Annotated in this window: 9 protein-coding genes and 1 pseudogene; all 10 read left to right on the plus strand. The window is 40.9% G+C overall.

Translation table 11 applies throughout. The annotated features are described in order from the left end of the window. Positions 1 to 111 precede the first annotated feature (111 nt). Positions 112 to 990, plus strand: coding sequence for a ChaN family lipoprotein (locus B5J93_RS05650; protein WP_079325370.1), 879 nt, complete (start codon positions 112 to 114; stop codon positions 988 to 990). Between the two features lie 2 nt (positions 991 to 992). Beyond that, entirely contained in the window at positions 993 to 3260 is a 2268-nt protein-coding gene (locus tag B5J93_RS05655; RefSeq protein ID WP_079325372.1) for a prolyl oligopeptidase family serine peptidase, read from the plus strand. Positions 3261 to 3364: 104 nt separating this feature from the next. Beyond that, positions 3365 to 5617 (plus strand): TonB-dependent receptor domain-containing protein, encoded by a 2253-nt coding sequence (locus tag B5J93_RS05660; RefSeq protein ID WP_079325374.1) that lies wholly within the window; start codon positions 3365 to 3367, stop codon positions 5615 to 5617. A 14-nt stretch (positions 5618 to 5631) separates the two neighbouring features. Beyond that, the gene (locus B5J93_RS05665; RefSeq protein ID WP_167432573.1) at positions 5632 to 6576 is read left to right on the plus strand and encodes an energy transducer TonB; all 945 of its coding nucleotides are present in this window, start codon (positions 5632 to 5634) and stop codon (positions 6574 to 6576) included. Between the two features lie 121 nt (positions 6577 to 6697). After that, positions 6698 to 7825, plus strand: a complete 1128-nt coding sequence (locus B5J93_RS05670) for a ChuX/HutX family heme-like substrate-binding protein (RefSeq protein ID WP_079325378.1) — start codon at positions 6698 to 6700, stop codon at positions 7823 to 7825. A gap of 125 nt (positions 7826 to 7950) precedes the next feature. Then, entirely contained in the window at positions 7951 to 8745 is a 795-nt protein-coding gene (locus tag B5J93_RS05675) for a heme/hemin ABC transporter substrate-binding protein (RefSeq protein ID WP_079325380.1), read from the plus strand. Between the two features lie 22 nt (positions 8746 to 8767). Next, a complete protein-coding gene (locus B5J93_RS05680; protein WP_079325382.1) occupies positions 8768 to 9778 on the plus strand; it encodes a FecCD family ABC transporter permease in 1011 nt (336 codons plus the stop codon). After that, complete coding sequence (locus tag B5J93_RS05685) at positions 9771 to 10532, plus strand: ABC transporter ATP-binding protein (RefSeq protein WP_079325384.1); 762 nt, start codon at positions 9771 to 9773, stop codon at positions 10530 to 10532. Before B5J93_RS05680 ends, B5J93_RS05685 begins: the two co-directional genes overlap by 8 nt. Before the next feature lie 130 nt (positions 10533 to 10662). Further along, complete coding sequence (locus tag B5J93_RS05690; protein ID WP_079325386.1) at positions 10663 to 11079, plus strand: helix-turn-helix domain-containing protein; 417 nt, start codon at positions 10663 to 10665, stop codon at positions 11077 to 11079. A gap of 45 nt (positions 11080 to 11124) precedes the next feature. Continuing rightward, positions 11125 to 12045 (plus strand): annotated as a pseudogene (locus B5J93_RS14385) (IS256 family transposase, variant Zn-binding type); the annotation flags it as partial. Positions 12046 to 12181: the final 136 nt, after the last annotated feature.

Here is a 12181-nt window from a genome sequence, read left to right on the forward strand (position 1 = left end):
GTTTTGCAGGGGGTCTATTATATAAAACGATAATAAAAATAATTATTATTATTGACATTTTTTTTATTATTTAGTAATATTCCCTATCTTAATTATAGCTAAGGCAGTTTTATGTTTGTTAGGGCGTGTTTTTTGATATTTTGTGCGTTGTATGGGGCAGGCTTTGGCTTGACAAACGCTCATGCCACGCATGATTTGATAAATCTCTCATCAAAAACATCAACGGTTTTGACAACAGGTCAAATCTTTGATAAAGCCAACCGCCCCATCCCTTATGCTACTTTTGTCCAGCGACTGGCAGGAGCTGACTATGTTATCTTGGGTGAATACCATGACAGTGTGTCTCAGCACCACTTGGCAGACCAACTACTTCAAGATTTGCATAGACAAAGACCACAAGGCAGTTTGCTCTTGGAGATGCTGACCGTCGATCAGCAAGTTGCCATTGATAAAGCCCGTCAAAATCCACCTTCCTTTAAAAAATTGCCCAAAGCACTTGGTTGGCAAAAATCATGGGATTGGGCGTTGTACGGACAAATTGTGGCACAGCCGTTTGAGTTTGGCTATCCTTTGATTGCCACTAATTTGACAAAATCTGAAGTTAAAACTCTAATGCAAGGGGCAGAACCGTTAAAAGGCTATCTTTCCACCAATGATGATATTAAAGCAATATTAAAAACCCGTATTTTAAAAGCACATGGCTTTGACAAAGCAGGGCTTGATAAAGCAGACGAAAAAATCGTGGACAATATGGTTACCATTCAGCAATTTAGAGATCGCCGAATGGCAGAAAAAATCTTATCATCGCCAAAACCCACTTTGCTTTTGACAGGGAATTATCATGCCGAGCAAGGCGTGGGTATACCAATGCACTTGATTGATTTGCAACATGGCAAAACACCCTTGACAGGCATCGTGGTATTGATGAGTAAATCTATGGGTGAATTTGATGGTCAAGACGCTGATTATATTTGGGTGATTCAAGAGTAAAAATGACATTACAAAGTAATAAAAACAAGTGGTATTTTGCAATTTGGATGATGCTTGGCTTGGCAATTAACTCATTTGCTTTAGCAGGCGGACTGTCTGATGAGATGAAAAACTCCACAAACCAACATAGCATGTCTGACCATCGTGATAGCCCTATTTCTCCCCCTGATGTTGCCAAATATCCCACGCTTTATCAAGTACACGGTGAGCTTGTGGTTGATGATTATGCGTGGCTTTATGCTGATAGCGATGAAAGAAACCGACTTATTGAACAAGAAAACGCCCACACCGCCCATCATCTTGACCGCTCACTCATAAACACCCTAAGTCAAGAAATCAAGAAGAGAAGTAAAGTAGGTGTATCAGATGAAATTTGGTTAGATGGTGGCATATTTTTTAAAAAAGATAATACATCTTTCCCCAAAGTGTTTATCAAAAGTCAAAATAAAAACAACCAAAATGTTTGGACGCTGCTTTTGGATACCAATGCCGAAAAACAAATGCTTGGTGTCGACACTTATCAGCTTGGCACGATAAAACCTGCACCCAATGCCGCTCACATTGCCATCAGCTATGATACCATCGGTAATGAAGTGTACGCTATTGATATTGCGGATAAGACAGGCCGTGTCATTGATCGCTTGACAAAAACAGCTGGACAGGTGGTGTGGCTTAACCATGAGTATTTGGTGTATGTGAATGATTACCACAATCAAGTGTTACGCCACAAGCTCGGCACTTCCCAAAGCCAAGATGTGCCGATTTACCATAAACAAAATCAGCGGCTTGGTCTGTCTTTGGATAGTGCCAGCTCTGATGAGTTTGTTCTTTTGACGCTTGGTAACATGACTACTGCCCAAACTTTGTTTGCCAAACCAGAAGATTTGATACAGCAAGGTGAATTTACACCCTTTGGAGTGATAGAACAAGATCGTGAGTATTACTTAGAGCATTATCAAGGTAGATTTTATCTCAAACTCAGTGATCAAAATGGGGCGGCGCTATACGTTTTGACCCAAGATGATATGACAAAATGGCGACAAAATCAGCATCTGCCAAATCCGATTTTTATGCCAAATAAGAGAGCAACGTTGGAGAGTTTTGCTTTTGTCGGAGACTATCTGATTGTTAAGGTGCGGCAAGGGGGTGTGCACCAGATTTTTTATGCCAATGTCAATGATTTACGTTTTGACAAGCTCTATCATGTCATTGATAAAAAAGATAAAAATGAGCAACAGTTTGACAGATCAATCTATGCTGGTGATCAGGTATGGCGATCGGTAAAATTTGACGACGAAGCTTATATGGTTTGGATAAAATCCAGTGGCTTTGATATCCAAGCAAACACCAATCCCCATCTGTTAAGATTGGGCTACACTTCACCGAGTACACCAAAAACTGTGCGATATTACGATCTACTACATCACCAATTTGTGAATGTCGCTCAAACTCAAAAGGACTATCAAACCAAACGCTTATGGATTGCCAGCAAAGATGGTACAAAACTCCCCATTACTTTGGTGTACAAAACAGGTTTAACGCCTACAAAAGATACTCCTTTGTTGATTTATGGCTATGGAGCGTATGGATTTAGTCTTGATCCTGTTTATGGCAGTAGCTATATTTCTTTGTTGGACAGAGGATTTGTTTATGTGTTTGCTCACATTCGAGGTGGAGGCGAGCTTGGACAGGCGTGGCACAACGACGGTAAGCTTACTAAAAAACAAAACAGTTTTGATGATTTTGTTGCCGCTACTAAAAGCTTACATCAACAAGGCTACGGTTCGCCTGCCAATACCTTTGCAATGGGAGAAAGTGCAGGAGGTCTTGTTGTTGCTAACGTCTGTACTACCCACCCTGAGCTTTATAAGGCATGTGTTATGCAAGTGCCGTTTTTGGATGTTTTGTCCAACTACCATCAAGGCAAAACAGACGATGAAGACCAGTATTCAGAGTGGGGCGACCCAAGTATGGTAAGTGATTATCGCACCATTGCCCATTATAATCCTTATACCAATTTGACAGTGAAGCATTATCCTAACATGCTAATCATCGCTCATCGCCAAGATGCAAGAGTAAATTTCGTGGACAGTTTGAAGTTTATTGCCAAGCTTAGGGCGTATCAAATTGATAACAACCATAGCTTACACTTGATTGCCATCAAAGACGGCGGACATAGTGGTACAGGACAAAATAGTCGTGTCGCTAATAATGCCATGGCATATGCATTTATCTTGCAGCAATGCAGTTCTTGCCAGACCTTAGAATAAAAAATCACTTACCTTAAACCTGTCAAGCCAATTTTTTGCTATCCAAAGCACGGTTTAAGGTAAATCAAAAATCAATAAACCTAACCTAAATTTAGGAGTTTAAAATGTCAACATCTCCCATTGTTTTTCAAAAAACGAAGCTTGCTTTATGTCTATCAGTAGTTTTTTGTGTAACTGCGTACGCTGACAATGAATTGGTATTAGAAGAAGTTACCATCAGTGCCAAGCAAACCATCAATAAAAAACCCTTTACTACCTCCCAAGCGATTACGAGTATTGACAAAGAGACGATTGACCGTTCGGTAACAGGGCTTGACAGCGTAGTGCGATCTACTGCAGGGGCGTTTACCAGCATGGATACCCCACAAGGCACGCTCAATGTCAATGTGCGGGGCATGACAGGCTTTGGACGAGTAAATACGATGATAGACGGCGTACCACAAACCTTGTTTGGAGTAACAGCGACGAGTGAAGGTGAAGGTGGATTTCACACTTCACCGCCATCCAGTAGCACTTTTGGAGCGGTCATTGACAGCAATTTTTTGGTAGGGGCAGACATCAGTCGTGGCGGACAGGGTGGCTCGCACGGCACCAATGCTTTGATGGGTAGTGTCAATTTTAGAACAATAGGTGTTGATGATATTATCCAAGATGATAAAAACTGGGGTGTATTGAGCAAATATACCTACGGCACAAACAAACTTGGACACAATGCAATGTTGGCAGGAGCGGTAAAAGGCGAATTATCTGCAGGAGGATCGCTTGGCATAATGCTGGCGACCAGTGGTGCAAACAAATCCACAGATTATAAACGAGGCGATGGTAAACTTGCTAGCCATAACGATTATGTCATTTCAAAAGTGCAAAAACCACGATCTTATCTGGCAAAATTGGAATATCAACCAAGCGACATGCATAGTTTTATCTTGTCAGGACGAGATTATCGCACCAACATCGGTGGGCGACAGCTGAATAATAATGCTTATGGCGTAGACTACTACTTTACACCCGACAATCGTCTTGTGGATTTAGCGTTTAAGGCTAATACCACAGCAACAACTCAATCTATGAACCGTACTGCCAAGTATCAAACACTTGAAAATGCTGTCGCTAAAAACCGCTCTAACTATTTTGATCTAAGTAACATCAGTCGCTTTGACGGAAATTTTGGTAAGTTGACGAGTCGTTATGGTGTGTCCTTTTTGACCAATGATTATAGTCGCACAGCAGTTGCTGACAATGAAGATAGTTACAATTACACCCCTTTCTCACCGACAGGCAAACAAACCATCAAAAGCGTATACATGGACAACACCTTTGAAAAAGGCAGGTTTGGAATGGACTTATCATTGACCTATGCTGATTCCGAATTTGAAGGCTTTAAGCCTGCTTGTGGCACGGAGGGAGGTGTGCAGGTGCCTTGTTTTCCAATCGGTGAAGCAGTCGTTTCCAATCGCTCCAAAGACGTCAATGGTAAAATCGCCCTGTCCTATCAGGTTACCGATTGGTTTATGCCTTTTGTGAGCTATGCTCGCACCAGTCGTATGCCTAACATTCAAGAAGTGTTTTTTAACAATCAGGGTGGCGGATCCATGAATCCATTCTTAAAGCCTGAAAAAGCCGATATCAAAGAAGTAGGTTTTAATATTTTTAAGCACGGAATACTCACGGACAGCGATACTTTTGGGTTAAAGGCAACCTATTTCCATAGCAAAATTAAAGATTATATTCATGCTCAAACATTCTACCTTAGAACCGATGGCAAGCTAACAAATGACATTAATGATGATATCGTCGGATTTAATGCGCCCATTTCTGTTAACTCTCTAGAACCTGTTACATCAAAAGGCGTGGAATTGATGGCAAATTATGATACAGGCAGGTATTTTGCAAACTTATCCTACACTCACGCTAAGTCTGACCAACCTGTCAATATGAATTCAGGACATCATGACTTTGGTTTTACAGGGGGTGGTACAGATCGTTTGCCAACCGATTATTGGACGGCAGAAGTCGGAACTCGTGCGTTCAATAACAAGTTATCATTGTCAGCACAGGTTAATTACTATGGTAAAAATGCTCGCTTAAACCCTGACTATATAAGCTTAACAGGCGAAGAACAGCTACAAAAAATGCCCAAAAATCCAATCATTACCAATTTGTTTGCTCATTATCAAGTTAATCAAGATTTAACTTTGAGAGCAGGAATAGAAAACGTCTTTGATAAACTTTATATTCATCCTTTAAATAGTCAAAACAGCAATTACAGCCAACTTGACGACAATGGCGAGCCAACCTTATTTACCAACTACGCAAGGGGTAGAACAGCGACAATTGGCTTAGAGTATCGGTTTTGATGGTAGAGAAAGGATTGACCAACTCCCAAAAAGGGGTAGTGTGGTGCTTAGTCGTTGCAGGGCATAGTTTAGCGGTGTGGGGTCTTTTATGGACAAAAGTGCCACAGTTGCCAAGTGCTGTGGTTACTCCTTTACAGGTAGAATGGATTGAACTTGCCAATCTAGCCACGCCTGCAACACCGACAAATCAAACCAGATTGGATAATGCCAATCCACCCAAATCTGACCCAAAACCTGAACAGACATCAGTTTTAATAAAGAAACCGATAAAAAAATCGGTTGAACAACCAATCAAACAATCGGTTCAAAAAACCAAGCCAGCACCCAAAACAAAAATAGAGACAACCCCAATCACAGGCAATCAAACACCAGACCAGGCAAAAAATACATGGACGATACAAGCTCATGATTCTTTTTCAGAAGAACAACCAACCAACCAACCAGAACAAAAAACGACAAACGCCGAACAGGACAATGCCAAAGATGACAATAAACAGAGTGATAATGCCAAGCAAGGTGTTGGTAATCAAAGCAGTGAAAAGGATAATCAAGCAGACAGCTCCAAAATATCAAGTAGTCATGTTGGAAGTGGCAAAAACAATCACAGTAATACAGGATCATCAAGTGATAATACCAATCAGGCCAAGTCAAATGCTCTAGAACAAAGTTGGGCTGCCAAAGTGCGAGTCAAAATTGAAAAAAATCTTGATTATCCAGAAGAGGCACTTTCTAAAAAATGGAGTGGAAAACCCACGCTCAAAATTACCATTGACAAGACAGGGCGTGTGTTATCGGCAAGTGTTGCCAAAAGCAGTGGAAAAAGCATTCTGGATAAGGAGGCAATAGCCACTGCACAAAGAGCTTCCCCTTTGCCTGCACCGCCTGATGAAATTATGAGAGGAGCGTCTAGCAGGAGTTTTATAATTCCTGTGCGATTTGATTTAAAAAGCCATCGCTAAGTAAAGAGAGGATTAATGTCAAGATATTAATAGAGATTTACCTTTAAGCAAGTCATGAGAGTGAGTTATCATTCATTCTTAAAAGTTAAACCTTGGATTTATCCAACGCTAGGAGAACCTGATGAAAACCGACAAATTTTTATTAAACAGCACCGCCCCAAAAGTGGCAAGCATCACTTTGGAGCCTTTTCAAAAAAATACCACGCTTTGGCAAACTTATCAAGCCAAAAAAGCTGACACGCCCATGCTTTTCCCTACTGAAGGGGCAAAACTGCTAGGTGTGAGTGAGTTTGAATTGCTGTTGTCATCACCAAACAGCGTTTATCTTGGGAGCGATTGCCGTCCCATGCTGTTGCGATTACATGAATTGGGTCAAGTGGAAAATATTGTCCGCAATGAATTTGCTGTTCATGAAAAAACAGGACAGTTTTTAGGTTTGGAACTTGGACAAACGATGGGAATGGCGTTGAATCAAGGCGGTTTAGATTTGCGAGTGTTTTTAAATCATTTTAAGTTTATGCTTGCTATTGTGGCTACCGACGATAAACCCAGCTATCAAATTGCGTTTTTTGATGAATTTGGGCAAGCGGTAGATAAGGTGTTTTTAAATCCCATCACTGATGAAAAAATCACCCTTTGGCAAACCCTGACCGCCGATTTTGCTAAAACGGTTCAAAAGACATCAATAGAGGTTTTATACCCTGAAATACAAGGTAATTGGCAGGTCAAACATCTTGATGAGAATCAAAAAGCAGACTTTCACCATGATTGGTTGGCGATGACTGACATTCATCAATTTTATAAAATTTTATCCACGTATCAATTAGATCGCCAAAGTAGCTATGTAAACGCTCCTTCAAACTACACCAAACGCCTAAATCCAAAAGTTTTAGAGTCTTTGTTGAGTCGTGCGAGCGAACAGGCGTTACCGTTGATGATTTTTGTGGGCAATACTGGTATGGTGCAAATTTATGCAGGTACGATCAAGAATATCAAAAAAATAGGGCATTGGCTGAATATCATGGATCAAAAATACAGTCAATTTACATTGCATCTCAATGATGAGATGATTGAAAGTGTATGGTGGATCAGACGCCCACATTCGGACGGTTATACGATTGCCTTAGAGGGTTTTGATAAGCATGGTAATAGCATCATTACCATTTTTGGCGAACGTACCGAAGGACAAAAACAAGATCCTAATTGGCAAGTTTTTGCCGAAGCACTGGTAGCAGAATTTGCATATTAATACTTAACTTATCATTTAAGCTAAATGACCAGTTTATTATGATGGATTGTTCTTTGCTTTAATCAAGGGTTGTACAAAAACTAAGCTTGGTACAAACAGAATATTCTATTTTGAGGAGAAATGCTATGAAATTATTTGTAAAGAGTTTGTTGGTTGGGGTAGTTTTTACTACTACCCTTGCCAATGCTTATGAGCGTATCGTGGTATTAAGTGGTGATGTGGGCGATATTGTTACTGCATTGGGTGATGCCAAAAAAGTGGTGGGACGAGACAATACGAACAGAAATCCTGCCTTAGCTCATGCCAAATCTATCGGAACACATAGAAATCTGACACCTGAACCGATTGTTGCCTTAAAACCTGATCTGGTTCTTGGTAGTTATATGGTGCAACCACCTACTTTATATAAACGCTTAAACAGTTTAAAGATCAAGGCGGTTAATGTTGCCCCTACCGAGAGTGCGACGGATTATATCAAAGCGATCACCACAATCGGTCAATATTTAGGTAAAGAGCAACAAGCAAAAAAATTATCAAGCAGATGGCAACAGGGTATGGCTACCAAAAAACCAACAAAGGTTCGCTATTTGTTGAGTTACGACGGACGTATTGTAGCAGGTAAAGGCACGGTGGGCGATGAACTGATTAAACGAGCAGGTGGTGTGAACGCAGTAAACATTCAAGGATTAAAGCCACTTTCTCGTGAAGGTTGGCTCGCCGCCAAAGCCGATGTCATCATTATCGCTAAGCACAACCAAGCCACGCTTGGAACGATCAGTGAATTTATCAAACGCCCAGAGATTTCAGCAAACCCTGCCGCCAAAAAAGGTAAAGTATATTATTGGCCTGCTAATGACTTTTTAAGATATGGACTTGATAGTCCAGAAATCGTGAGCAAACTGCATGCTTTAGCGAAATGATCGGCTTGATAAGCTAATAACGATGACAAAGTTTTTTAACAAATCACCCCTAATCTCTTTGGTGCATGTCAGTATTGGTGTTTTACTGATTGGACTGGTGATATTTTTGGCATTAGGGGTGGGGTTTGGCACTTGGGAGAATCCCTTGCGAATGGATGAGATTGCTTGGCAGATTCGCTACCCACGTATTTTGACCGCCTTATTGGTGGGCTTGTGCTTATCGGTGGGTGGTTCGGCATTACAAGCTTTATTCCAAAATCCCTTAGCCGACCCTAGCTTGATTGGCACTTCTGGTGGTGCAGCGTTGGGTGTGGTATTTGTCTTGTCGTTGGGTCTTGGTGAGATGTCTTTTCTGGGTCTTGATTTGGCAGGTATTGGTGTATCGCTTTTTGCCTTTTTGGGAGCGATGAGTGTTTGTGGGCTGATTTTATTATTTTATCGCCTGTTTGGTGGTGGTCAGGTAGGGTTGCTCATTTTGGGATTTGTGATGAGTGCATTTTGTGGAGCATTGGTCAGTTTGGTTTTGTTCATGTCGGATGATTTGACTTTGCGGTCGGCGACTAATTGGCTGTCTGGATCTATGGCGGAGGCGGGCTTTGTGCCATTTTCCTATGTGCTTGTTGCAATCGGTTTTGGACTTGTGATTTTATTACCAATGGGACGCAAGCTAGATATTTTAATGCTCGGTGAAAAAACCGCCATTTCTATGGGGCAAGATGTTGGTAAGATTCGCCTTTTGACGGTCATTGGTGCAGCACTTTTAACTGCTTCGGCGGTGGCATTAGCGGGTGTGATTGGATTTATTGGCATGATGATTCCAAATTTGCTGGCCTATGCATGGGGCGGATCTCGCACACGACTCATGATAGGCTCTGGAGTACTAGGGGCAGTAGCAATGCTTATTATTGATACGGTTGCACGTTTCTTGACTTATCCTGTTGATGTGCCTGTCGGTATTGTGTTAGCACTCATTGGCTCACCGTTCTTTATATGGATTTTCATCAAAACCAATCAAAGAGGCAATCGTGGCTGAACTTTTTACCCTGCAAAATTTGACAATCAAAACCGCTCAAAAAACTTTACTTAACATTCCAAATCTTGTGGTTCCACAAGGTAAATTGGTCAGTCTAATTGGAGCAAATGGGGCGGGAAAATCTACGCTGTTAAGTGCTTTATTGGGACAGACGGACAGTGCTACATTAAGTGGAAAAATTTTGTGTCAAAACCGTCCGATTGACAGCGTGATTAAAGAAGGTCAAATTGCTTTGGTAGGGCAGCATGAATATTTTGAGTTACCTTTGACGACATTGGAATATGCCTTGCTTGGTGTTGCACCCCAACTAGCATGGTATCAGCAACCAAACCAAAATGATACTAAAAAAGCATTGGCACTCCTAAGTAGTTTTGAACTTGACACTTTTGCCCATAAACGCATCACGAGCTTGTCTGGGGGAGAACGTCAACGTGTTGCGATTGTACGAGCGTTGATGCAAGACACACAAATTTTACTTCTTGACGAACCTACTAATCATTTAGATATCAAGCATGAGCGGGCATTGTTTGTATATTTAAGAAACCTAGTAAAACAAGAACAAAAAAGTCTCGTGGTGGTTTTACATAATTTAACCTATGCTTACCGATACAGTGATGAGATTATTGCCTTAAAAGCAGGCGAGCTTGTCACTCAGGGCGTGCCAGACATGGTAATGAATGAGACAGTACTCGCCACACTTTATGACACGCCCATCAGACGTTATCATACCGACGATGGGGTGATGATTGGATAGTTGGGTTGGTTTTAAAATAAGTGCACTCATAACTGTACGATAACGAAATGATGTATTTATAAAAAAGCGTCATTATTTTCATGTTTTAAGTAGACCTCCTGCAAAACCCCTCCTATACTAAAACACCCCAATGAACTATGAAGCATCCACACACTTATCTGATGAAAAGTTTAAACGCTTAATTGGTGTTGAGCAAGAAGTCTTTAACAACATGCTTGCTTGTTTAGAGCAAGCACAAGCGACTGTCCATCAAAAAGGCGGTAGAAAACTCAAAATTGGCATGCCCAATTTGTTAATGGCAACCTTGCAGTATTTTAAAGAATATCGCACCTATGAGCAGATAGTCGCTGACTTTGGCATCCATGAAAGCACCCTTATCCGTAAAAGCCATTGGATTGAAACTGTGCTTAGTAAGCAAGGCTTTGCTATTGCCACACAAACCCCCACCAAAGATGACATTGTCATTGTGGATGTCAGTGAAGTGCGTGTTAATCGTCCTAAAAAAACCAGGTCTAATAGACAAAAATCCTGCTCCCACCCCATTTGAAGTCTGATACCATATAGCTTTGAATGGGTTTTTTATGAAAGTTAAAAAGTATGTCCCCACTGTGGCTCTGTAAACACCAAGAAAAATGGCAAAAAGCAGGGTAAACAAGAAAGATGGTGCAAGGATTGTTTTAGGTATTTTCTTGATAAAACTTACATCAGCAATGATAAGCTTTGGCAAGAATACACCCAAGGCAAACAAACCTACAAACAACTTGCCATTAAGTACAACTTATCAGTGAGAACCATACAAAGACGGCTTGATAAGGTGAGTGTTGTCAAAGCTGTCATTACAAACAATCAAAACAGCCCTATTGGTCTTATCATGGACACCACTTACTTTGGTAGAGACTTTGGTATCATGGTGTTTATGGATAATGTGTCAGGTAGGGTCTTACATTATGCCTTTGTTAAGTATGAAACCAATGATTGATACCGCATGGGTGTTTATGCCATAAAAGATAAGTTTGCCTTGCATGGCATTACCTGTGATGGCAGATGGGGTTTATTAGGTGGCTTTGGAGACATACCCACACAAATGTGCCACTTTCATCAAATTGCCATTGTTCGGCGTTATTTAACCAAAAGCCCCAAACACAAAGCAAGTCAAGAGCTCTTACTCTTAGCTAAGAGCTTAATTACCAGTAATCAGCAGTGCTTTGGTAAAGCCCTAGATGAATGGCATGACAAGCATAAAGACTATCTTGATGAACGCACCACCAATGACGAGGGTAAAAGTTGGTATACTCACAAAAGACTAAGAAGTGGTTATCACAGTCTAAAAAGAAATCTGCCTTACTTGTTTGTTTACCTACAAAACCAAACAGCCCATAACCTTACCCCAAACACAACCAACAAACTAGAAGGGTTATTTAGTCATCTTAAACAATCTTTACGTTGTCATCAAGGACCAACCAAGCAAAGAAAGCAGAAGTTTATTGAGAGTTTCTTGCAAGATTATGCTTAACTGAACCTAAGAATAACCCCCACATTGCTCTGTATTATTTCTCTTGTCTGTTAGCAGGAAAAATGTCTATTAGAGGGTGATGCGGGGATTTTAGCAGGGATTTTGTCTATTATGCCAAAAACCAAGCATTGATGTA

It is taken from the genome of Moraxella equi, from assembly GCF_002027555.1.
Taxonomy (GTDB): Bacteria; Pseudomonadota; Gammaproteobacteria; order Pseudomonadales; family Moraxellaceae; genus Moraxella; species Moraxella equi.